The organism is Pseudomonas sp. THAF187a (genome assembly GCF_009363395.1).
Taxonomy (GTDB): Bacteria; Pseudomonadota; Gammaproteobacteria; order Pseudomonadales; family Pseudomonadaceae; genus Aquipseudomonas; species Aquipseudomonas khazarica.
On record NZ_CP045349.1, the window covers coordinates 1,883,444 to 1,903,888 of the forward strand.

General features: G+C 63.9%; 18 protein-coding genes, 2 tRNA genes and 1 pseudogene. 12 read left to right on the forward strand and 9 right to left on the reverse strand.

Annotated features, from left to right (window positions below; genetic code table 11):
- Nucleotides 1–16: 16 nt before the first annotated feature.
- The 9 genes and pseudogenes from FIV02_RS08755 to FIV02_RS25205 all read left to right on the forward strand — a co-directional run bounded on the left by FIV02_RS08755 (nt 17) and on the right by FIV02_RS25205 (nt 9,179).
- Nucleotides 17–754 carry a CTP synthase gene (locus tag FIV02_RS08755; RefSeq protein ID WP_047587861.1) on the forward strand — a complete coding sequence of 246 codons (738 nt, stop codon included), beginning with the start codon at nt 17–19 and terminating at the stop codon, nt 752–754.
- Nucleotides 751–1,077, forward strand: a complete 327-nt coding sequence (locus FIV02_RS08760; RefSeq protein WP_047587832.1) for an antibiotic biosynthesis monooxygenase — start codon at nt 751–753, stop codon at nt 1,075–1,077. The genes FIV02_RS08755 and FIV02_RS08760 overlap by 4 nt, the downstream gene beginning before the upstream one ends.
- Nucleotides 1,078–1,311: 234 nt before the next feature.
- Nucleotides 1,312–2,397 carry a 4-hydroxyphenylpyruvate dioxygenase gene (hppD, locus tag FIV02_RS08765; RefSeq protein WP_047587829.1) on the forward strand — a complete coding sequence of 362 codons (1,086 nt, stop codon included), beginning with the start codon at nt 1,312–1,314 and terminating at the stop codon, nt 2,395–2,397.
- Between the two features lie 4 nt (nt 2,398–2,401).
- Nucleotides 2,402–3,541, forward strand: a complete 1,140-nt coding sequence (locus FIV02_RS08770) for a homogentisate 1,2-dioxygenase (RefSeq protein ID WP_037056909.1) — start codon at nt 2,402–2,404, stop codon at nt 3,539–3,541.
- Nucleotides 3,542–3,619: 78 nt separating this feature from the next.
- On the forward strand, nt 3,620–4,606 hold the full coding sequence (locus FIV02_RS08775) for a fumarylacetoacetate hydrolase family protein (RefSeq protein WP_134678299.1): 987 nt from the start codon (nt 3,620–3,622) through the stop codon (nt 4,604–4,606).
- Nucleotides 4,607–4,705: 99 nt separating this feature from the next.
- Complete coding sequence (gene maiA / locus FIV02_RS08780; RefSeq protein ID WP_037056904.1) at nt 4,706–5,356, forward strand: maleylacetoacetate isomerase; 651 nt, start codon at nt 4,706–4,708, stop codon at nt 5,354–5,356.
- A 91-nt stretch (nt 5,357–5,447) separates the two neighbouring features.
- On the forward strand, nt 5,448–6,908 hold the full coding sequence (locus FIV02_RS08785) for a sodium-dependent transporter (RefSeq protein WP_047587824.1): 1,461 nt from the start codon (nt 5,448–5,450) through the stop codon (nt 6,906–6,908).
- 1,227 nt (nt 6,909–8,135) lie between these two features.
- A pseudogene (locus FIV02_RS25200) lies at nt 8,136–8,273 on the forward strand (hypothetical protein); the annotation flags it as partial.
- A 201-nt stretch (nt 8,274–8,474) separates the two neighbouring features.
- Entirely contained in the window at nt 8,475–9,179 is a 705-nt protein-coding gene (locus FIV02_RS25205) for a methyl-accepting chemotaxis protein (protein WP_371923274.1), read from the forward strand.
- Nucleotides 9,180–9,202: 23 nt separating this feature from the next.
- Here the strand turns inward: FIV02_RS25205 and FIV02_RS08795 are convergent, their stop codons facing one another.
- Nucleotides 9,203–9,616, reverse strand: a complete 414-nt coding sequence (locus FIV02_RS08795; RefSeq protein ID WP_037056894.1) for a VOC family protein — start codon at nt 9,614–9,616, stop codon at nt 9,203–9,205.
- A 61-nt stretch (nt 9,617–9,677) separates the two neighbouring features.
- On the opposite strand from FIV02_RS08795, the gene FIV02_RS08800 reads away from it, so the two are divergent.
- Nucleotides 9,678–9,980: a putative quinol monooxygenase gene (locus FIV02_RS08800; RefSeq protein ID WP_047587822.1), complete on the forward strand. Its 303-nt coding sequence runs from the start codon at nt 9,678–9,680 to the stop codon at nt 9,978–9,980.
- A gap of 46 nt (nt 9,981–10,026) precedes the next feature.
- On the opposite strand, the gene FIV02_RS08805 is transcribed toward FIV02_RS08800, so the two are convergent.
- The 8 genes from FIV02_RS08805 to FIV02_RS08840 form a co-directional block, all read right to left on the reverse strand.
- Nucleotides 10,027–10,800: an SDR family oxidoreductase gene (locus FIV02_RS08805; protein WP_152488383.1), complete on the reverse strand. Its 774-nt coding sequence runs from the start codon at nt 10,798–10,800 to the stop codon at nt 10,027–10,029.
- A 97-nt stretch (nt 10,801–10,897) separates the two neighbouring features.
- Nucleotides 10,898–11,596 carry a tRNA (N6-threonylcarbamoyladenosine(37)-N6)-methyltransferase TrmO gene (tsaA, locus tag FIV02_RS08810; protein ID WP_152488384.1) on the reverse strand — a complete coding sequence of 233 codons (699 nt, stop codon included), beginning with the start codon at nt 11,594–11,596 and terminating at the stop codon, nt 10,898–10,900.
- A 10-nt stretch (nt 11,597–11,606) separates the two neighbouring features.
- On the reverse strand, nt 11,607–11,813 hold the full coding sequence (locus tag FIV02_RS08815) for a hypothetical protein (RefSeq protein WP_152488385.1): 207 nt from the start codon (nt 11,811–11,813) through the stop codon (nt 11,607–11,609).
- Nucleotides 11,814–11,856: 43 nt separating this feature from the next.
- A complete protein-coding gene (locus tag FIV02_RS08820; RefSeq protein WP_152488386.1) occupies nt 11,857–12,570 on the reverse strand; it encodes an rRNA pseudouridine synthase in 714 nt (237 codons plus the stop codon).
- 73 nt (nt 12,571–12,643) lie between these two features.
- A complete protein-coding gene (gene rimO / locus FIV02_RS08825; protein WP_152488387.1) occupies nt 12,644–13,966 on the reverse strand; it encodes a 30S ribosomal protein S12 methylthiotransferase RimO in 1,323 nt (440 codons plus the stop codon).
- A gap of 95 nt (nt 13,967–14,061) precedes the next feature.
- Entirely contained in the window at nt 14,062–14,610 is a 549-nt protein-coding gene (locus FIV02_RS08830) for a cytochrome b (protein WP_152488388.1), read from the reverse strand.
- A 134-nt stretch (nt 14,611–14,744) separates the two neighbouring features.
- A tRNA-Met gene (locus tag FIV02_RS08835) sits at nt 14,745–14,821 on the reverse strand.
- Between the two features lie 115 nt (nt 14,822–14,936).
- Nucleotides 14,937–15,013: transfer RNA gene (locus tag FIV02_RS08840), tRNA-Met, on the reverse strand.
- A 611-nt stretch (nt 15,014–15,624) separates the two neighbouring features.
- Here FIV02_RS08840 and FIV02_RS08845 point away from each other — a divergent pair.
- Together FIV02_RS08845 and FIV02_RS08850 are read left to right on the forward strand one after the other, a co-directional pair.
- Nucleotides 15,625–16,845, forward strand: coding sequence for an EAL domain-containing protein (locus FIV02_RS08845; RefSeq protein ID WP_172979140.1), 1,221 nt, complete (start codon nt 15,625–15,627; stop codon nt 16,843–16,845).
- Between the two features lie 213 nt (nt 16,846–17,058).
- Entirely contained in the window at nt 17,059–20,421 is a 3,363-nt protein-coding gene (locus FIV02_RS08850; RefSeq protein ID WP_172979141.1) for a YadA family autotransporter adhesin, read from the forward strand.
- The last annotated feature ends 24 nt before the right edge of the window (nt 20,422–20,445 follow it).

Here is a 20,445-nt window from a genome sequence, read left to right on the forward strand (position 1 = left end):
AGAGGGGGAGATGCGCATGTACAGCAAGTGTCGAGTCAGGGTCGCCCTGGTGGGTGAATTCAATGCGGCGATCACCGCGCACCGGGCCATTCCCGAGGCGCTGCGGCTGGCTGCCGAAGCCCTGGGCGTGGCGGTCGAACACGACTGGCTGGGCACCGACAGCATCGTCGACGATGCGGCCCTGATGGCCTATGACGGCATCTGGTGCGTACCGGGCAGCCCCTATGTCAGTGCCGATGGGGCATTGCGTGCGATCCGCTTCGCCCGTGAGCAGGGCGTACCATTCCTCGGCACCTGCGGTGGTTTCCAGCATGCGCTGCTCGAATACGCGCGCAATCGCCTGGGCTGGGCGGATGCCGAACACGCCGAGCTGTCGCCGCAGGCGCAGACGCCGTTGATCGCGCCGCTGGCCTGTGCCCTGCAGGATGTCAGCGAGCGTGTGCACCTGGTTTCGGGATCGCGTATCGCCGAGCTGTACGGTGTGCGCGAAATCAGCGAGCAGTACCTGTGCCGTTATGGCCTGGTCGATGCCTTCGTCGAGCCGCTGATGGCGCAGGCGCTGAAGGCCTCCGGGCATGACGAGGCCGGCGCGGTGCGCGCCATCGAGCTGGAGGACCATCCGTTCTTCATCGCGACCCTGTTCCAGCCCGAGCGGGCCGCGCTGCAAGGGCGTCTGCCGCCGCTGGTGGCCGGGCTGGTCGGGGCCTGCGCGGTGCAATCGGTGCACGAGGCCCATCTGGAGCAGGCTTCGTGATCGCGGCCACGCCGGAACCACCCTATTACGTGGTGATGTTCACCTCGCAGCGGACGCCGGTCGATGCCGGCTACGCCGAGGCGGCGCAGCGCATGCTCGAACTGGCCGCCCGGCAGCCTGGCTTTCTCGGCGTGGAGTCGGCGCGCAGCGACGGGCTGGGGATCACCCTGTCGTACTGGCAGAGCGAGGAGGCCATTCGCGCCTGGCGCGAGCATGCCGAACACACGCAGGTCCGCGAGCAGGGACGCAGCACCTGGTACTCGGCTTTCGTCACGCGCGTGGCCAAGGTGGAGCGCGCCTACGCTTTCGCGCGCCCGGACTGACGGCCAGCGGCAAGCCCACTCACCACGCTGTAAATAAAAGCTTACGTTTTACGGGGCTGTGGATGCTCCGCCCGCCAGGTTTTCAGGGCTGTAAGGAATAATTGCCATTGCTGCACTCGGCCACCGCGGCGAGATGCCGCAAGCCATCTTGAGAGCGGCTCTGCGCTCGGTTGTCATGAGGTTGTCCGCAACGCATTCGTGCGCTTGCCATAACAATGACAATCAGGAGGCAGAATGAACGCCGTGGCCAAGATCGAGCAGCACAACCCCATCGGGACCGACGGTTTCGAGTTCGTCGAATTCACCGCACCGAGCGCCGAAGGCATCGAGCAACTGCGTCAGTTGTTCACGGCCATGGGCTTTACCGAAACCGCCAAGCATCGTTCGAAGGAAGTCTGGCTGTTCCAGCAGAACGACATCAACATCGTCCTCAATGGCAGCCCTACCGGTCATGTCCGTGCCTTCGGCGAGAAACACGGGCCGAGTGCCTGCGCCATGGCGTTCCGCGTGAAGAATGCGGCCCAGGCGGCCGCCTACGTCGAGCAGCAGGGCGCCACGCTGGTCGGCAGCCACGCCAACTTCGGCGAACTGAACATCCCCTGTGTCGAGGGCATCGGCGGCTCCTTGCTGTACCTCGTGGATCGCTATGGCGACAAGAACATCTACGACGTCGACTTCGAGTACATCGAGGGCCGTAGCCCCAACGACAATGCCGTCGGCCTGCAGTGCATCGACCACCTGACCCACAACGTGCGTCGCGGCCAGATGGACGTGTGGTCCGGCTTCTACGAGCGCATCGCCAACTTCCGCGAGATTCGCTACTTCGATATCGAGGGCAAGCTCACCGGCCTGTTCTCCCGCGCCATGACCGCGCCTTGCGGCAAGATCCGCATCCCGATCAACGAGTCGGCCGACGACAAATCGCAGATCGAGGAATTCATCCGCGAATACCATGGCGAGGGTATCCAGCACATCGCCCTGAGCACCGACGACATCTACGCCACCGTGCGCCAGCTGCGCGCCAATGGCGTGGACTTCATGACCACCCCGGAGACCTACTACGAGAAGGTCGACAGCCGCGTCGCCGGTCATGGCGAGCCACTGGACCAGCTGCGCGAGCTGAACCTGCTGATCGATGGCGCACCGGGCGATGACGGCATCCTGCTGCAGATCTTCACCAACACGGTGATCGGCCCGATCTTCTTCGAGATCATCCAGCGCAAGGGTAACCAGGGCTTCGGCGAGGGCAACTTCAAGGCGCTGTTCGAATCCATCGAAGAGGACCAGCTGCGGCGCGGCGTGATCAAGGCCGAGGAGTGATTCCATGAGCCGCAAATGGATCAGCTTTCCCCTGCGTGAGGGCGACTGTTCGCGGCAGGCGCATTGCGACCTGCCGCAGGACACCTATGAGCGCGAGATGGGCCGCGAGGGGTTCTTCGGCCCCACCGCGCACCTGCATCACAAGCATGCGCCGACGGGCTGGATCGACTGGGAAGGGCCGCTGCGCCCGCACGCCTTCGACTTCAACGAGGTGCCCAGCGAGCGAGACTGCCCGCTGGCTGCGCCGCTGACCCTGCACAATGCCGACGTCAAGTTGCGCGTCTGGCGTACCCACGGCGCCATGCGCCACCTGGTGCGCAACGCCGATGGCGACGAGCTGCTGTTCGTCCATGAAGGGGCCGGGCACCTGTATTGCGACTTCGGCCATCTGCCGTACCGTGACGGCGATTACCTGCTGATACCGCGCGGGACCGCCTGGCGCATCGAGGCGAGCACGCCGAGCTACTTCCTGCTGATCGAGAACACCGACGGTGCCTACCAGCTGCCGGACAAGGGCCTGCTCGGCCCGCAGGCGATCTTCGACCCGGCGGTGCTGGAACATCCGCACATCGATGATGCCTTCAAGGCGCAGCAGGACGAGAACACCTGGCAGATCCGCATCAAGCGGCGCGACCAGATCAGTACCGTGACCTATCCCTACAACCCGCTGGACGTGGTCGGCTGGCATGGCGACAACACCGTGGTGCGTCTCAACTGGCGCGACATACGCCCGCTGATCAGCCATCGCTACCACCTGCCTCCGTCGGTGCACACCACCTTCGTGGCCAACGGTTTCGTGATCTGCACCTTCACCCCACGCCCGGTGGAGTCCGATGCGGGCGCGCTCAAGGTGCCGTTCTTCCACAACAACGACGACTACGACGAGGTGCTGTTCTACCACCGTGGCAACTTCTTCAGCCGCGACAACATCGAGCAGGGCATGGTCACGCTGCACCCGTGCGGCTTCCCCCATGGCCCGCATCCCAAGGCGCTGAAGAAAAGCCAGGTCGATCCGGCGACCTTCATCGACGAGGTGGCGGTGATGATCGACACCCGTCGTGCGCTGGAGGTGGGCGAGGCCGCCGCAGCCGTGGACGTGCCCGAGTACGTCAATTCCTGGCGCGCGCCGGGTACCCAGGGTTAAGGGGCGGGCATCGATCGCCCCGCTCCCGCGAGAGGGAGCGGGGCTGCCCGCACGCCAACAGACGAATAGGTAGCAAGCATGAAACTCGCATCACTGAATCAGGGCCGTGACGGTGTTCTCGTCGTGGTCTCCCGTGACCTGAGCCGCGCCGTGCGCGTGCCGCAGGTCGCCGCCACCCTGCAGGCCGCACTGGACGACTGGAACGCGCTGCGGCCCAGGCTGGAGGCGGTCTATCAGCGTCTCAACGACGGTATGGAGGAGGGCGCCTTCGCCTTCGACCAGGCGGCCTGTCACAGCCCGCTGCCGCGTGCCTACCACTGGGCCGATGGCAGTGCCTACGTCAATCACGTGGAGCTGGTACGCAAGGCCCGCGGCGCCGAGATGCCGGAAAGCTTCTGGCATGACCCGCTGATGTACCAGGGCGGTGCCGATGCCTTCATCCCACCGCACAGCCCGATTCGCCTGGCCGACGCAGCCTGGGGCATCGATCTGGAGGCCGAACTGGCGGTGGTCACCGACGACGTGCCGATGGGTGCCACGCCGGCCGAAGCGGCGGGCCACATCCGCCTGCTGATGCTGGTCAACGACGTGTCGCTGCGCAACCTGATCCCCGGCGAACTGGCCAAGGGCTTCGGTTTCTACCAGAGCAAGCCGTCGTCGAGCTTCTCGCCGGTGGCCGTGACCCCGGACGAACTGGGCGACAGCTGGAGGGATGGCAAGGTGCATCGGCCGCTGGTGTCGCACATCAACGGCGCGCTGTTCGGCCAGCCGAACGCCGGCGTGGACATGACCTTCAACTTCCCGACCCTGGTCGCCCATGCCGCCAAGACCCGTCCGCTGGGGGCCGGCAGCATCATCGGCTCGGGCACCGTGTCGAACTACGACCGCAGCGCTGGTTCTTCCTGCCTCGCGGAAAAACGCATGCTGGAGATCGTCGAACAGGGCGAGGCGAAGACGCCTTTCCTGGCCTTCGGTGACCGGGTGCGTATCGAGATGTTCGACGCCAGCGGCCAGACCATCTTCGGTGCCATCGATCAGGTGGTGGAGCGTTACGACGCCCGCTGATCCATCGGCGCGACTGCAGGAGCGGCTTTCGCCGCGATGTTCGGTTGAATCGCGGCTGCAGCCGCTCCCACGCAGGTTGCGTTTCGAAAGGAATTCGCAATGTTGAAACTCTATGGCTACTGGCGCTCCAGCGCCGCCTACCGCGTGCGTATCGCCCTCAATCTCAAGGGCCTGGCCTACCAGCAGTTGCCGGTGCACCTGCTGCGTGACGGTGGCGAGCAGCATGCCGCCGAATACCGCGCACTGAACCCGCAGGGCCTGCTGCCGCTGCTGGTCGACGAACAGAATGGCGGCGTGCGCATCGCCCAGTCGCTGGCGATCCTCGAGTACTTGGAAGAGATCTTCCCGGTACCCTCGCTGTTGCCCGCCGATCCGGCCGAACGTGCGCAGGTCAGGGCGCTGGCCCTGCACATCGCCTGCGACGTGCATCCGCTGAACAACCTGCGCGTGCTGCAATACCTGGGCAACCAGCTGGGCGCCGATGACGCGGCGAAGAACGCCTGGTACCGGCACTGGGTCGCGCTGGGCCTGGCCGCGGTGGAGGAAGGGCTGGCGCCGTTCGACGGGCGCCTGTCGCTCGGCGCGCATCCGGGTTATCTGGAAGCCTGTCTGATCCCGCAGCTGTATAATGCGCGGCGTTTTAACTGTGACCTTGCCGCGTACCCACGCATTGTCGCCATGGCGGCGCGCTGCGAACCCCTGGAGGCCTTCCGACTGGCCGCCCCGGAGGTGCAGCCCGACGCTCAGTGACACCTCCGGCTTTCATCCAAGCCTTGCATTCCGCCGTGCCACAAGCACGGCGGGTCCGATCCCGTCACAGATAAAAACAAACAGGTGACGCATGACTCGTGAAAAACCGAAGAATCTCTGGCTCTCGCGCTGGGGCTTCATCCTCGCAGCAACCGGCTCGGCCGTCGGCCTGGGCAACATCTGGAAATTCCCCTATATCACCGGTGAGTACGGCGGCGGTGCCTTCGTGCTGATGTACCTGGCGTGCATCCTGGCCATCGGCATTCCGGTGATGATGACCGAGATCGCCATCGGCCGGCGTGGCCGTGGCAGCCCCATCGACGCCATCGGTCGCGTGGTGCGCGAGAACAACGGCAGCCCGCTGTGGAAGGCCGTCGGCGGCATGTCCATGCTCGCCGGCTTCATGATCCTGTGTTTCTACGTGGTCGTCGCTGGCTGGGCCTTCGCCTACACCTGGAAGATGCTCGACGGTTCCCTGGCGGCCACCAGCGTGGAAGCGCTCGGTGGGGTGTTCGAGGCGCATAACGCCAACCCCTGGCAGCTGGGTGGCTGGAGCGTGCTGGTGGCGCTGCTGACCCTGTGGATCGTGGCCAAGGGCGTGCAGAAGGGCATCGAGAATGCGGTGCGCTGGATGATGCCGGGCCTGGCCCTGATGCTCATCGTGCTGGTCGGCTACGCCCTGACCAGCGGCAGCTTCAGCGCCGGCTTCGGTTTCCTGTTCCATTTCGATGCCTCGAAGATCACGGGCGAAGCGCTGCTGGCGGCGCTGGGCCATGCCTTCTTCACCCTGAGCCTGGCCTCCGGGGCAATCCTCACCTACGGCTCCTACATCCCTGACGGCCAGTCCATCGCCCGCACCACCTTCATGGTGGCCATCTGCGACACCTGCGTGGCGCTGCTCGCCGGCCTGGCGATCTTCCCGATCATCTTCGCCAACGGCATGAGCCCGAGTGCGGGCCCGGGGCTGATCTTCATGAGCCTTCCGCTGGCGTTCCAGCAGATGCCGTTCGGCACGGCCTTCGGCGTGCTGTTCTTCGCCATGGTCTCGATCGCTGCGCTGACCTCGGCGATCTCCATGATCGAGGCCACCGTGGCCTACCTGAACGAGAAGCACGGCGTCAGTCGCCTGCGCGCCGCCATGGTGTCCGGGGCGGTGCTGCTGCTGATCAGCCTGCTGGCGATGCTGTCGTTCAACCTGCTGTCCGGCTGGACGCCGCTGGGCAAGAACTTCTTCGACTGGCTGGACTACCTGACCTCGCGCTGGATGATGCCCCTGGGCGGTATCTTCATGGTGATTCTCGCGGGCTATGCGCTGCGTGGCGAGATCATGCGCGACGAGCTCGACCTGCCGCCGGCCGGCTATGCGCTGTGGCTGTTCATGGTGCGCTACGTCAGCCCCGTGCTGATCATGGTGGTGTTCCTGCATGCGCTGGGCTGGCTGCTGTTCGACCCGGTCGCGCAGTGGTACTGGATCGCCGGTGCGATCGGCGCTCTGGCCGTGGTGGGTGAGGTATTGCGTCCACGCGTGATGCCGGTGCTTGCCGGCCGCTGAACACAGGCAGGTAGGGTGTCAGCCAAGGCGCAGCTTCTGATGGAGCTGCGCCTTTTTCATTTGCCGTGTGGCGCGCGGCAGAGGGGGCGGGAAGTCGCCAGTTATTCGGCGCCAGTAAGCGGATATTTGCCGAAATGCGCCTGCCGGCGAGCGGACAGTGGCTATCCTCAGACTGTGCGTTTGGCCAATTGCCAGCACTCAAGCGGTGCCAGGTGCCTGCCGATAGGTTGTTCTCGGCATGGCACAGCAGTTGCCTGTTCAGTCGATCAGGTCGCCCCCACGAGGTGCGACTGCAATAAGAAGAACTGGAGCGACCCCCATATGTTCAAGCCTGCCGCGCGTCTGTTTGCCAACCTTGCCGTGGGCAAGAAACTCCTCATCGGTTTCGGTCTCGTGCTGCTGCTCACCGCCGCCATGACCGGCAGTGGTTATCTCGCTGTCCAGGCCGTGCTCCAGGGGCACGCGCAGGTCGGCCAGCTGGCGCAGGTCAATCAGGAAATCCTCCAGGCGCGTCGTCTGGAGCGCAACTTCGCCATCGAGCAGAGCCCGGAGAGCGCCGAGCGTGTACGCGAGAGCCTGCGCAAGGTGCAGGGCATGCTCGAGCAACTGGCCCAGCAGAGCGTGGAAAGCAGCCGCGTACAGACCATGCAGCAGGCCACCGCCGAATACCTCAAGCAGTTCGATAACTACGTCGAACAGCAGGGCAAGGCGCGCGAAGCCCGCCAGGACATGCGCACCGCTGCCGCCGAGGCGCGCGACCAGTTCGAAGTGATCGAACTGGACATGTATGACGCCGTGCGCGAACTGCGCCTGCAAGGTGACCGGCTGCGCGGCAGCGATCCGCTGACCCTGGCGGAAACCGCCTCCGGCCTGAGCAAGCGCATGCTCGATCTGCGCGGCCAGGAAAGCCTCTACATCATCGACGGCTCACCCAAGGCGCTGGAAGAGTGGGAGTACGTCAGCGAAGACCTGCAGACCGTCGCCCGCAGCCTCACCGTCTGGCTCAACGACGATCAGAAGGCGGCCATCGATACCGCCTTGCAGGCACTGACCCTGTACCAGCGCTCCTTCCTCTACTACCAGCAGCTGCGCGAACAGAACCATACGACCGAGAAGGCCATGATCGAGCGCGCGCGCTCGGTGGTCGACCTGGCCGAGTCGGCCCAGGTCAGCGCTGAGCAAAGCATGCTCGGTGGCAGTCAGCGTGCCTTGCTGATGCTCGGCGTCATGGGCGCTGCGGCCATCGTGCTGGGTATCTGCGCCGCTTTGCTGATCACCCGCCTGATCGTCGGCCCGCTGCGCCAGAGCGTGAGCTTCGCCCAGCGTATCGCCTCCGGTGATCTCAGCCAGGACATCCCGCAGGACCGCCGCGACGAGGTCGGGCAACTGCTCGCGGCGATGCAGGGCATGACCCTGAGCCTGCGCAATCTGGTGGGGCGCATCGGCGGTGGCGTCGGGCAGATCGCGGCAGCGGCCGATCAGTTGTCGGCGATCACCGCGCAGACCAGCGCCGGTGTGCAGACGCAGAAGCTGGAAACCGAACAGACCGCCACGGCCATGCACCAGATGGCCGCCACCGTGCAGGAAGTGGCGCAGAACGCCGAGCAGGCTTCGCTGGCCGCACGTGACGCGGACCTGGAGGCGCAGCAGGGCAATCGCGTGGTGCAGCAGGCCGTCGAGCAGATCGACAGCCTGGCCGGTGAAGTGGAGCACTCCGCTGAGGCCATCGCCGCGCTGAACAAGGAGAGCGCACGCATCGGCAGCGTGCTGGAGGTGATCCGCAACGTCGCCGAGCAGACCAACCTGCTGGCGCTCAATGCTGCCATCGAGGCGGCGCGTGCCGGTGAGCAGGGGCGCGGCTTCGCGGTGGTCGCCGATGAGGTACGGGCGCTGGCCAAGCGTGCGCAGGACAGCACCGAGGAAATCGAGACCCTGATCGCCAGCCTGCAGCGCATGGCCAAGGACGCCGTGCAGCAGATGGACAGCAGCCGCGACCTGACCCGCCGCACCGTGGAGCTGGCCGGCGAGGCGGGGGATGCCCTGGGGCGCATCACGCAGGCGGTCAGCACCATCGAGCAGATGAACCAGCAGATCGCCGCGGCTGCCGAAGAGCAGAGCGCGGTGGCCGAGGCGATCAACGAGAGCGTCACCCGGGTGCGCGACATCGGCGAGCAGAGCGCCACGGCGACCGAGCAGACCGCTTCCTCCAGTGCCGAGCTGGCGCGTCTGGGCGTGGAACTGCAGGGCCTGGTCGGGCAGTTCCGTACCTGAGTGACCCGCTTGCGGCTGCCTGATCAGGCAGCCGGGCTGAAGCGCTGGCCCGATATCGCCGGGTGATAGAGCGGCTGGACCTTGTTGCCGGCAGGGTCCAGCAGGTGAAAGCTGCGCGCGCCGTCGCCATGCTCGAACGGGCTGTCCAGCAGTGTCACGCCGCAGGCCTTGAGGTAGTGGTACCAGGCATCCAGCTCCTCGACGCTGTCGACGATGAAACCGTAATGATCGACCAGCGGCACGCCATGGCTCTCGGCGTAGGCGCGGCCGAGCGAAAGGTTGTCGTTGCCACAGGTCAGGTAGACCAGGTCCTCGTTGGCGCGGTGCAGCACTTGCATGCCCAGCACATCCACATAGAAACGCTCGCAGGCTTCCAGGTTGGGTACCAGCAGGGCCAGGTGGCGCAGGCCATTGAGGCGGGACGGGCGTTCGAGCATTTCTTTGCACTCCATTATGTATACAATAATTCTTCAAATATAAAACATATTGGAGGGTGCAGTGTACGTGCTATTGCTCAAGACCAGACTCAAGCCTGGCCGGTTCGACGCGTTCATGTCTGCCATGCAGGTCAATGCCGCCGCCTCGGTGCGTGATGAGCCGGGCTGCCTGACCTTCGACCTGATGCGTGACCGCAGCGATCCCGATCTGGTCTGGCTGTACGAGGTGTATGTCGACGAGGCGGCTTTCGAGGTGCATACGCATACTGCGCATTTCCTGGCCAGCCGCCCGCTGGTGGAGCCACTGATCGAGCGTCAGGACGCTATCGAGGCCGATATGCTGGCGCTCAATCCGTCGCGCTGAAGGGCGCACGGCTGCGTCATGCGCAGCGCGGCCGCCGGTACAGCCTTCAGCCCAGATGAAAACCGCCGTCGATGGGGATGACCGTACCGGTCATGTAGGCACCTGCGCTGCCGGCCAGGGTCAGGGCCAGGGCGGCCATCTCTTCCTCACGGCCCCAGCGCTGCATCGGAATCACGGCGGTATCGGCGGCCAGGGCGGCCTCATCCTCGGTGATGAAGCGGGTCATCTTGCTCGGGAAGCGCCCCGGAGCGATCACGTTGACGTTGATATGCTCGCTCACCAGTTCCTTGGCCAGCATGCGTGACAGCTGATGCAGCGCGGCCTTGCTCGGTCCGTAGGCATAGGCCTGTTCGCCCATGGCGCTGATCCCGGCCACCGAACCGATGTTGATCACCCGCGCCGGGCACGCTGCCGAACCAGCCTCGCGCAGCAGGGGCAGCATCTGCTGGATGCAGCCGAACACCGAGGTGACGTTGAGCTGCATGACCTTCTCCCAGCCCTTGGCCGGGTAGCTCTCCAGCGGCGCGCCCCAGGTGGTGCCGGCATTGTTGACCAGGATATCCAGGCGCTGGATGCGTTCGCCCAGCTCCCGGGCCAGCGCCTGCACGCCTTCTTCGCTGGCCAGGTTGGCGGCGATGCCGGTGCACTGGCCGAGCTGCGACAGATCGGTGGCAGTTTGTGCGCAGGCCTCGCCGTCACGTGCGCAGACATAGACATGGGCGCCGGCTTCGACGAAGGCCTTGGCGATCATCAGGCCGATGCCGCGGGTGCCGCCGGTGACCAGGGCGGTACGCCCGGCAAGAGAAAAGTACGGATGCATGAAAAGGCCTCGCAGGATATTGAGGCCTTCACCCTAGGGCGTTGCAGCAGGTAAAGCAGGCATCATTGCCAACCGAAATGCCTGCTCATGTGTCTGATCAGGTGGCGGCCGTCTGCACATCGAGTACCCGAATTCGCCCCGGCTCCGGGTAGTGCCAGTGCACGTCCAGGTCCCAGAAGCGCGCGCCGTAGCGCCGGTCCGGCTGGGGTTGCTGGTAGGCCGGGCGCGGGTCCTGGGCCAGGCACTGTTCGATCAGCTCCACCAGGGGTTCGCCAAGGCGCAGGGCCTGCTGCTGTGCCTGCTGCAGGGCGGCGTCCTGCCAGTCCACCGGAATCAGTGGCGGTGGCGCGTCGGCCATGCCGTTGTGCGCCTCGGCCACGCTGTCGGCGTAGGGCACGTAGGGTTTGATATCCAGCACCGGTGTGCCGTCGAGCAGGTCGATGCCGGACAGGTGCAGGCGCCCTGGTTCGACCCGTTCCAGGCGCACCACGGACTGACCGATACCATTCGGGCGATGGGTGGCGCGGGTGCTGAACACGCCCACCGACTGGTTGCCGCCCAGGCGCGGCGGGCGCACCTTCAGGCGCGGCCTGTCTTCCAGTGCCTGGTGAAAAAGAAACAGCAGCCAGACATGGCTGACCTGTTCCAGCCCCTGCACGGCATCACCCTGATCAAAGGGCGGCAGCAGCTCCAGCACGCCGCGTGCGGCGGGGGCCAGATGCGGTTGGCGCGGGATGGCGAACTTTTCCTTGAAGCAGGAGTGGACGATACCGACCGGGGAAACCAGGTGCTGCATGGCCCGACTCTCAGCGCCTGCTGACCGGGGCGTCATACGCCACCCGGCAGCCCGCATCGCGGAACGGCCCGGTGAAGCGGATCCAGCCTTCGCCCGGGCTGGTCTGGGCGCAGGTCAGGTGGCCGTCGCTCTTGCTCTGCCAGAGGAAGAACGGCGCTGGCGCAGCGAGGCCGGGCAGGCTCAGGGCAAGCAGGGCGGTGAGGAGCAGGGTACGCATGATGGTGGTCTCCAGAGCGTGATGGGCACAGCCTAACACGGCCTCAGAAGCGTTCCTTGTCGCCCAGGTAGCGCCACTGCCCGAGCGGCAGCTTGGCCATCGGCACACCGCCGATGCGGATGCGCTTCATCTCCCGTACCTGCAGGCCAAGCGCAGTGCACAGCGTGCGCAGCAGATCCGGCGCCGGGTTCTTCAGGGCGAAGCGCAGGCGTTGCTCGCTCTGCCAGCTGGCCTTGCACGGCGGGTATTGCACGCCCCTGTGCAGCAGGCCTTTCTTCAGACGCTCCAGGCCGTTGGCGGGCATCTCGCCGCTGACCTCGACCAGGTATTCCTGTTCCAGCCTGGCGCCGTCCTCGCGCAGCTTGCGCTGGGCACGCCAGTCCTGACTGAGCACCACCAGGCCGCTGGCGCCGTTCTGCAGTGGCAGGCTCTGTTCCTGGCGCAGGAAGTGGCCGTGCAGGATGCGCTGTGCGTGCGGATCGGACTCCCAATGGTTGTCACGCGTCGGCAGGCGCAGCAGGGCGCCGCCACTGCTGCCGGCGGGGACGTGCAGCAGCAGGCTGACCGGCTCCACCGGATCGAGGCTGGCACCGGGCAGCAGCTCCACGCGCTGCTGCTCGTCCACCTTGTGTTGCGGCGCCTCGATCACCTGGCCGTCGACGCTGATCCAGCCGCCGGTGATGTACAGGTCGGCTTCGCGGCGCGAGCAGCCGAGCAGTTCGATGACGCGTTTGGACAGACGGGTGGGTTCGCTCATGGCAGGGCTCGGACAGGCAAATGGGGGATAGAAAGAACAAGCCCCGCCGAGGCGGGGCTTGCAGGCAGGAGGCTCAGACCAGCTCGCCCCACATGTCGTATTCATCGGCATCGACGATGCGCACGCGCACCTTGTCACCGGGCTTCACGTTGGTGGAGTCGATGAACACGCTGCCGTCGATCTCCGGAGCGTCGGCCCAGGAGCGGGCGACGGCGCCTTCGCCGTCCACTTCGTCGACCAGCACGTCCATCTCCAGGCCGATCTTGGCCTGCAGGCGTGCCGAGCTGATGGCCTGCTGGTGCGCCATGAAGCGCTCCCAGCGGTCCTGCTTGATGTCATCCGGCACCGGCTCCAGGCCCAGGTCGTTGGCCGGGGCGCCTTCCACCGGCGAGTACTGGAAGCAGCCGACACGGTCGAGCTGGGCTTCGGTCAGCCAGTCGAGCAGGTACTGGAAGTCTTCCTCGGTCTCGCCCGGGAAGCCGACGATGAAGGTGGAGCGGATGGTCAGCTCGGGGCAGATCTCGCGCCACTTCTTGATACGGGCCAGGGTCTTGTCTTCGAAGGCCGGGCGCTTCATCGACTTGAGCACTTTCGGGCTGGCGTGCTGGAAAGGAATGTCGAGGTAGGGCAACAGTTTGCCGGCCGCCATCAGCGGGATCACGTCGTCAACGTTGGGGTAGGGGTAGACGTAGTGCAGGCGCACCCATACACCCATGGCCGACAGGGCCTCGCACAGTTCGAGCATGCGGGTCTTGACCGGCTGCCCGTTCCAGAAGTCCAGCTTGTACTTCAGGTCCACGCCGTAGGCACTGGTGTCCTGGCTGATCACCAGCAGTTCCTTCACGCCGGCCTTGACCAGGCGCTCGGCTTCGCTGAGCACGTCGCCGACCGGGCGGCTGACCAGCTTGCCGCGCATCGACGGGATGATGCAGAAGCTGCAGCTGTGGTTGCAGCCTTCGGAAATCTTCAGGTACGCGTAATGACGCGGTGTCAGCTTGATGCCCTGTGGCGGCACCAGATCGATCAGCGGGTTGTGCTCGGTTTTCGGAGGAATCACCTCGTGCACCGCACTGACCACCTGCTCGTACTGCTGCGGGCCGGTCACGGCCAGCACGCTGGGGTGCACGTCACGGATGCTGTTCTCGGCCACGCCCATGCAGCCGGTGACGATCACCTTGCCGTTCTCGGCGATCGCCTCGCCGATGGCATCCAGGGATTCGGCCTTGGCGCTGTCGATGAAGCCGCAGGTGTTGACCACCACCACGTCGGCATCCTGGTAGGTCGGCACGATCTCGTAACCTTCCATGCGCAGCTGGGTCAGGATGCGTTCGGAGTCGACGGTCGCCTTGGGGCAGCCAAGAGAGACGAAACCGACTTTGGGTGTGGCGGTGGGCATGCGGGCTAACCTCTACGGGCGCCTGCGGGCGCCTCTGATCAAAAAGTGCGCAATTCTAGCGGCGCTCAGGGCGCTTGACCAGAGGCGTCTTCACCTCAATTGCGTCCGGGCAGCATGCGCGTCAGGGTGTTGTCGCGCATCACGTAGTGATGGTACAGACCCGCGACGGCATGCAGGCCGATCAGCCAGTAGCCGGCGGTGCCGCCCAGCTCGTGCAGCTCCTTGATCTGCCCGGCCAGTGCCTTGTCCGGGCCGATCAGTGCGGGAAGCTCGAGGCCGAAGAAGGGGATGGGTTTACCGGCGGCGCTGAGGATCAGCCAGCCGGCCAACGGTGCGCCGATCATCAGGGCGTACAGCGCCAGGTGCATCAGCTTCGCGGCTAGTGCCTGCCAGGATGGCTGCGGCGGTACGATCGCCGGTGTGCTGCCCAGGGCCCGGGCCAGCAGGCGCAGCCAGACCAGAGCGAAAACGCCGAGGCCGAGCATGAAGTGCCATTGCTTGAGCAGTTCGCGGGTATCGCTGCCCTTGGGAAAGTTGCCCTTGAGTTCGATGCAGGCGTAGACGGCGGCGATCAGGATCAGCATCAGCCAGTGCAGGCCAATGGACAGGCTTCCATAGCGTGGTGGGGTGTTCTTCCAGTTCATTCAGGCTTTCCTCGGTCAATGTCCTGCGTCTGTGGCAGGTACGCCAAGAATAGGCCGATTGCCTTAAGCGAAGCTGAGGGAGGTCAATGCCGGAAACGAAAAAGGCCACTCGATGAGTGGCCTTTTTCTGAAGGTGGTTGCGGGAGCAGGATTTGAACCTACGACCTTCGGGTTATGAGCCCGACGAGCTACCAGACTGCTCCATCCCGCGCCGGCAATTCTACGCTTGCTTGAGAGGTTGTCAATCGATTTGTTGCTTTTGATCGAAAAAGTTAATTTTTCGCCAAAGCAAAAAGGCCACTCATTGAGTGGCCTTTCCGTGAAGCTGGTTGCGGGAGCAGGATTTGAACCTACGACCTTCGGGTTATGAGCCCGACGAGCTACCAGACTGCTCCATCCCGCGTCTGTGGGGCGGCATTCTACCGGCAGATATCTTCCTGTCAACCGCTATTTGCTAGAAAACTGTTTTCAACTCAGATGCTTAGCGTCAAACGCTCGTTGGGCTTCAGGGTTCCAGGCCAGGCTGGGCGAGGCCTCGAGGCGGGTTCTGCACAGCGAATCCAGGTGCTTGTTCAACCCCGCTGCATGGGCGCCACTCCAGCCGGCGGTCGGCAACAGCCTGGTGTGACGCTGAAGCCATAGGTGGCTCACCGGCGCGGATCACCAGAACCCTGTCGAGGCGCCTCTGCCCCCAAGGTCCTCTCACGCTGGGGCATCAAACAGGTTCTTGTGCAGGTAGCGCAGCGCGAAGTCTGACTTGACGCAAGCGCTGGTCGTTTGTTCAACAATGTTTAACGGTGATTCTCGGTTTTCGATATTGATGGTGAATTTGAAAGTAATTACCGTGAACTGAAACAAATCCTGAATCGTGCTAGGCGGGTTGTGAGGCATCTCTGTTTATGTCTTGCCGGCCTGGGGAAGTGCTGCCCTGTATGAAACAACTTTTGCCAGTGGTTATGACAACAGGCTTGGATGTCAGACGAAACGAGGCGGGAATGGCCAGGGAGGATAGAGATGTCTAAGTTGGGTGATTCTTGCATTGACACAGGGCTTGCCGGGTTTACGCATATCTTTGTCGTGTTGCGAAATCTCGAACATGTTCGCACGGTTTATGGCGACGATTTCGTGCATGCCCTGGTCAACGAGATTTCATTTCGTGGGCATAGCCGGGGCGCGATTATCTCCATGGTCGGCGAAGGCGCTTTTCTCATGCATATGCATGTGGGCTTTCCAACCAGTTATTGCCTTGCCTTGCAGGAACTTGAACGGTGGCAATTGATTCTGAGTGCTCCGCCATTTGAAATAGAGGGCATTGCAATATTTCCGGTGCTCTCGGTCGGCTTTGTCACGCTCGATCTGTTTGGTACGCCGTCGCTTGCGGAAATCAATCAAATGTCTCCGCCAGCGCCGATGCCATTGCCGGAAGTGCAGTGTTCCATTGACTGGCGGCTCTCCTACGAGAGTGATATGGAGTTCGCGGCTTCCTTCTACCGGGGGCTGGGCAGGCAGGATTTCGCGCTTGCCTTCCAGCCGGTGGTCTCGCTTGGCGAGGGGCGGCAGGCACTGTACGAAGAAGGCCTGTTGCGCTCCGTCGAGACTTTCACGCAGCGCGCCACCACAGGGGAGGAGACGATAAGCACGCTGGAGAAGCTGGGCTTGATTCGTCGTCTTGATCGCAGCGTGGTGTTGAGCCTGCTGGCTATGTTGCGCCAGGAGCCTCAGGTGAAGCTTGGCTGCAACATATCCTCGAGCAGTGCGGTGGATGACTCCTGGTGGATATCCATTATGGAATTGCTGGCGCTGCAACCGGATCTGGCGTCCAGGCTGACGGTGGAAATTACCGAGTACTTGCCGATGCTCCATCCTGAAACAGCGGTTGACTTTGTTCGACGTCTACAAGTGTTGGGATGCAGGATCGCAATAGATGATTTCGGTTCGGGGTTCACGACACTGGATTTCGTCAGGCGCGTTCAGCCGGATATCATAAAGATCCATGCGGGCTATCTTCATCGGGCGCGCGAAAACGAACGGTCTGCGGAAGTGCTGAATAATCTGGTCAGCATTTCATCAACGTTCGCGCCGGATGTCGTCATCGAGGGTGTCGAGAACGAAGAAGACCTTGCCTTGGCCAGAGGAACATCTGCAGCCTGGGCGCAGGGAAATATATTCAAGGCTCCTCAGTTGTGGCCGAGTTGGTCGCGTCATCCTCTTTTTATTCGGAGTTCGTCGTTATGAGTGCTCCTGACTAGTGGCAGATTCTGCACGATCCCTCTTGTAAACCTTTCAGGCTTGGCAGTTGCCGTCTGGCGAGTTCAAGTCGAATGGCTTGTTGTTGCGTGAATGAAGGCGCCTGTTCGTCTCGAATTTCAATGCGCAACTTCATGTTGGTCGGAGTGGCCCTTATTGGTGTTGCAGATAGATAGAGAGTTTCTCTCGATAAGGGAACTTATGAGTCCAATTGAATACGTTGTTTGGAATATCTTTTGCGGGCCTGTCAGGGTTGCATCCGCGTGGGGAATGCGTTGCAGCCTGTCCCGTTCGGTTGTTGTACAGCGTGGGCTGCTGGTCATTGGGCTGATTGGCGGCGTCGTCTCTCTTCCCTCGGTTGAGGCCTATGAGGTGGCAGGCGCTACCGACTGCGTGACGTCTGCCGATGACCGCATCGCGATCGGGGACGGAGCCAACGCTTGCGAGGATGCGGCCATTGCCATTGGCAGTACCGCGACGGTCACCGGCATGGGCGGTATCGCCATCGGCTCGCAGTCCCAGGCCAGCAATATCAATGCGATCAATATCGGGGGTAATTCCAGCCTGTCCGCTGGCTCCAACTCGATTGGCATCGGCATGCAAGGCCAGGCGATGGCTGGCAACGCCATCTACCTCGGTACCAGCGCTCAGGCCATGGCACTGAATGCGATGGCCCTGGGAGGGGAGTCCCAGGCACTGGGCGAGTCTTCCGTGGCCCTTGGTGCCTATGCCAATGCCGTTGGTTCATCCAGCCTGGCGTTGGGAGGTGAGGCGCAGGCCCAGTCCGATGGCATGGTCGTCATCGGCACGCTGGCCGGGTCGGGAGCGGTGGGCGAGCGAAACATCCTCGTTGGGCAGAGTGCGGGTCAGCAGCTGCTGGGTATCGACAACGCCTTCGTCGGCTTCGATGCGGGGTCCTACAGCGAGGGACAAAGCAATACCGGCATGGGGCATTTCGCCTCGAACAGGGTGGTCGGCGATTACAACTCGGCATTCGGTGCCTGGGCTGGTCACAATGTCACCGGCGATGCCAATACCGCCATTGGTCTGGATGCCGGAATCAATCTGGTGGGGTCTTACAACTTCGCCGGTGGAAACGATGCAGGCAGGGATTCGACCGGCAGTGCCAATGTCGCGACAGGCTATCGGGCCGGGCAGGGTGTAACGGGCGACAACAACGTTGCCATCGGGTTGCAGGCCGGCAATAACGTGACGGGTGTCGCCAATATCGCCCTGGGCGTTCGTGCCGGCTCCGGGATCGAGGCGTGGAGCAGCGTTTCGGTTGGCTATCAGGCCAGGGCATCCGCGAGCAATGCCATCGCCATCGGTACCGATGCGCAGGCGTCAGGCGGTCGAGCGATCAGTATCGGTTTCGGCAACCGGGTCAGTGGCAGCAAGTCCGGTGCCATTGGCGACCCGACGACCGTTTCCGGGACGGGGTCCTATTCGCTGGGCAACGACAACGACATCCGTGCCGACAATGCAGGGGTGTTTGGCAACGACAGCAAGTTGCAGGCAACGGCTACCGGTAGTCGCATCATCGGTAACGGCAACGACCTGGATGTGGCCAACGCTTTCGTGATCGGCAATGTGGCTGATGTCACAGTGGCCGGAGGCATAGCCCTGGGTAATGGCTCCATCGCGGATACCGGCATGGGAATGGCGGGCTACAACCCGGCCAGTAATGCCATCGACCGCCTGGATGCGCGCATCGCCGCGACTGAAAGCACCTCCGGGGCGCTGGCCGTGGGCGACGCTGGGAACGGGCTCTTTCGTCAGATCACCGGTGTGGCTGCCGGCACCGAAGACAGTGATGCGGTCAACGTGGCGCAGTTGCGCAGCGTCAGCACGGCGGCCTATGCAGGGTGGGGACTGAGTGCCGGAGTAGGGGGCGCGAGTAACGTGGCGCCAGGTGGTGAGGTCAACCTGGGTAACGCCGATGGCAACCTGGTCATCGCTCATACGACCCGCAACGGCCGTGAGGAGGTGACCTTCGATCTGAGCGATGACCTTGCGGTGACATCGCTGTCCGCCGGGAACGCCCTGCTCGACAGCAATGGCCTGAGCATCGTGGGAGGGCCGAGTCTCACCGTCAGCGGCATCGACGCTGCCGGCACCCGCATCGTGAATCTTGCGGCCGGCGTGAATGGCAGCGATGCCGCCACCGTCGCTCAACTGAACGCTGCCAGCGGTGGTTCGGTGAAGTACGACCTCAACGGTGGCGGAACCATCGATTACAACACCATCACCCTGGCGGGCAGCGCCTACGACAGCCTCACCGGACGCGGTGGCACCACGCTCACCAACGTCGCTCGCGGTGTGAATGACAGCGATGCGGTCAACCTGTCCCAGCTCAACGAGACCAACCAGCAGATCACCCTGATCGATGGTCGGGTCAGCACGCTCGAGGGATCCCTGGCCACGCTCAACAATGGCGGCGGCATCAAGTACTTTCGCGCCAGCTCGAACAAGGCCGACGCGGTGGCAAGTGGTACGGACTCGGTCGCTGTGGGGCCCGATGCCCGGGCCAGCGGTTCCAGTGCCGTGGCAATGGGGAACGAGGCCGAGGCGTCGGGCCAGGGTGCGACAGCCGTGGGCAGCGCTGCCCAGGCGACTGGCGACAGCAGCGTGGCCATTGGCGCCAATGCCAGTGCCAGCCAGGCCAATTCGGTGGCGCTGGGGGCAGGCTCGTTGGCTGATCGCGGGGCACAGGCGAACTACGCCGCCTTCGCGCTGAGCGAAACGCAGACTTCCGTGGGTGAAGTCGGTGTCGGCACTGCCGCAGGGAATCGCCAGATCACCGGGGTGGCTGCCGGCTCCGAGGACAGCGATGCGGTGAACGTCGCCCAGCTCAAGGGCGTCGACCAGAAGATCGCCGCCGTCACTGGCGATGTGAGCCAGGTAACGAACGAGGTGCAGATCATCGATGCGCGTGTCACCCAGGTCGAGCGCGGTGATGCCGGCATGTTTCGGGTCAATCAGAGCAATGCTCCGGTCGCGCCCAAGGCTGAGGGGCTGAACTCGGTCGCCGGTGGCTCGGGAGCCGTGGCGTCGGCTGGCAACAGCGTCGCCATTGGCACCAGCGCCAGCGCCATCCGGGACAATTCCGTGGCCCTGGGGAGCAACTCGGTAGCGGATCGTGACAACAGTGTCTCGGTCGGCAGCGCCGGCGCGGAGCGCCAGATCACCAACGTCGCGGCCGGCACTCGGGACACGGATGCGGTCAACCTCGCTCAGCTGAACAGCAGCATCAACGGCATCACCAGCAACGCCAACAGCTATACCGACCAGCGTTTTGCCGAACTGAAGAGCGACCTGCGCAAGCAGGACGACATCCTCAGCGCCGGGATTGCCGGTGCCATGGCAATGGCCAGCCTGCCGCAGCCCTACGTCCCGGGCGCCAGCATGACTGCGGCGGGGCTGAGCAGCTATCGCGGCCAGTCCGCCCTGGCCATCGGTGTGTCGCGCATTTCCGACAGTGGCAGTTGGGTGACCAAGCTGCAGGGCAACACCAACAGCCAGGGCGAGCTGGGGCTGTCGGTCGGTGTCGGCTACCAGTGGTGACCTTTCTTTCCTTCGCGCAGATCC

Excerpts from the sequence above, each read along its gene's own strand:
- rimO (WP_152488387.1), bottom strand. The coding sequence starts at position 13,966 with ATGCCCACCGCCACACCCAAAGTCGGTTTCGTCTCTCTTGGCTGCCCC.
- FIV02_RS08815 (WP_152488385.1), bottom strand. The coding sequence starts at position 11,813 with ATGCGTACCCTGCTCCTCACCGCCCTGCTTGCCCTGAGCCTGCCCGGC.
- hppD (WP_047587829.1), top strand. The coding sequence starts at position 1,312 with ATGAACGCCGTGGCCAAGATCGAGCAGCACAACCCCATCGGGACCGAC.
- FIV02_RS08805 (WP_152488383.1), bottom strand. The coding sequence starts at position 10,800 with ATGCATCCGTACTTTTCTCTTGCCGGGCGTACCGCCCTGGTCACCGGC.
- FIV02_RS08850 (WP_172979141.1), top strand. The coding sequence starts at position 17,059 with ATGAGTCCAATTGAATACGTTGTTTGGAATATCTTTTGCGGGCCTGTC.
- FIV02_RS08845 (WP_172979140.1), top strand. The coding sequence starts at position 15,625 with ATGTCTAAGTTGGGTGATTCTTGCATTGACACAGGGCTTGCCGGGTTT.
- FIV02_RS08755 (WP_047587861.1), top strand. The coding sequence starts at position 17 with ATGTACAGCAAGTGTCGAGTCAGGGTCGCCCTGGTGGGTGAATTCAAT.
- maiA (WP_037056904.1), top strand. The coding sequence starts at position 4,706 with ATGTTGAAACTCTATGGCTACTGGCGCTCCAGCGCCGCCTACCGCGTG.
- FIV02_RS08820 (WP_152488386.1), bottom strand. The coding sequence starts at position 12,570 with ATGAGCGAACCCACCCGTCTGTCCAAACGCGTCATCGAACTGCTCGGC.
- FIV02_RS08770 (WP_037056909.1), top strand. The coding sequence starts at position 2,402 with ATGAGCCGCAAATGGATCAGCTTTCCCCTGCGTGAGGGCGACTGTTCG.
- FIV02_RS08785 (WP_047587824.1), top strand. The coding sequence starts at position 5,448 with ATGACTCGTGAAAAACCGAAGAATCTCTGGCTCTCGCGCTGGGGCTTC.
- FIV02_RS08830 (WP_152488388.1), bottom strand. The coding sequence starts at position 14,610 with ATGAACTGGAAGAACACCCCACCACGCTATGGAAGCCTGTCCATTGGC.
- FIV02_RS25205 (WP_371923274.1), top strand. The coding sequence starts at position 8,475 with ATGGCCGCCACCGTGCAGGAAGTGGCGCAGAACGCCGAGCAGGCTTCG.
- FIV02_RS08775 (WP_134678299.1), top strand. The coding sequence starts at position 3,620 with ATGAAACTCGCATCACTGAATCAGGGCCGTGACGGTGTTCTCGTCGTG.
- tsaA (WP_152488384.1), bottom strand. The coding sequence starts at position 11,596 with ATGCAGCACCTGGTTTCCCCGGTCGGTATCGTCCACTCCTGCTTCAAG.
- FIV02_RS08795 (WP_037056894.1), bottom strand. The coding sequence starts at position 9,616 with ATGCTCGAACGCCCGTCCCGCCTCAATGGCCTGCGCCACCTGGCCCTG.